This is a genomic window from Cohnella sp. GCM10020058, assembly GCF_042683485.1.
Taxonomy (GTDB): Bacteria; Bacillota; Bacilli; order Paenibacillales; family Paenibacillaceae; genus Cohnella.
The window spans coordinates 1-518 of record NZ_JBHUJV010000034.1 but is presented as its reverse complement, the minus strand read 5'-3'; the positions used below and the strand labels follow the sequence as shown (position 1 = coordinate 518).

The 518-nt window shown below is 56.9% G+C and carries 1 rRNA gene; it reads right to left on the bottom strand.

Going from position 1 to position 518, the window contains the following annotated elements:
• Positions 1–518, bottom strand: a 23S ribosomal RNA gene (locus tag ACFSR7_RS36180); the annotation flags it as partial.

The following is a 518-nucleotide window of genomic DNA, read 5'->3' as shown; positions in this document are numbered from 1 at the left end:
AATCTCATCTTGAGGCGGGCTTCGCGCTTAGATGCTTTCAGCGCTTATCCCTCCCGCACTTGGCTACCCAGCGATGCTCCTGGCGGAACAACTGGTACACCAGCGGTGCGTCCATCCCGGTCCTCTCGTACTAAGGACAGCCCCTCTCAAATTTCCTACGCCCGCGACAGATAGGGACCGAACTGTCTCACGACGTTCTGAACCCAGCTCGCGTACCGCTTTAATGGGCGAACAGCCCAACCCTTGGGACCTACTTCAGCCCCAGGATGCGATGAGCCGACATCGAGGTGCCAAACCTCCCCGTCGATGTGGACTCTTGGGGGAGATAAGCCTGTTATCCCCAGGGTAGCTTTTATCCGTTGAGCGATGGCCCTTCCATTCGGTACCACCGGATCACTAAGCCCGACTTTCGTCCCTGCTCGACTTGTAGGTCTCGCAGTCAAGCTCCCTTATGCCTTTGCACTCTTCGAATGATTTCCAACCATTCTGAGGGAACCTTGGGGCGCCTCCGTTACGCT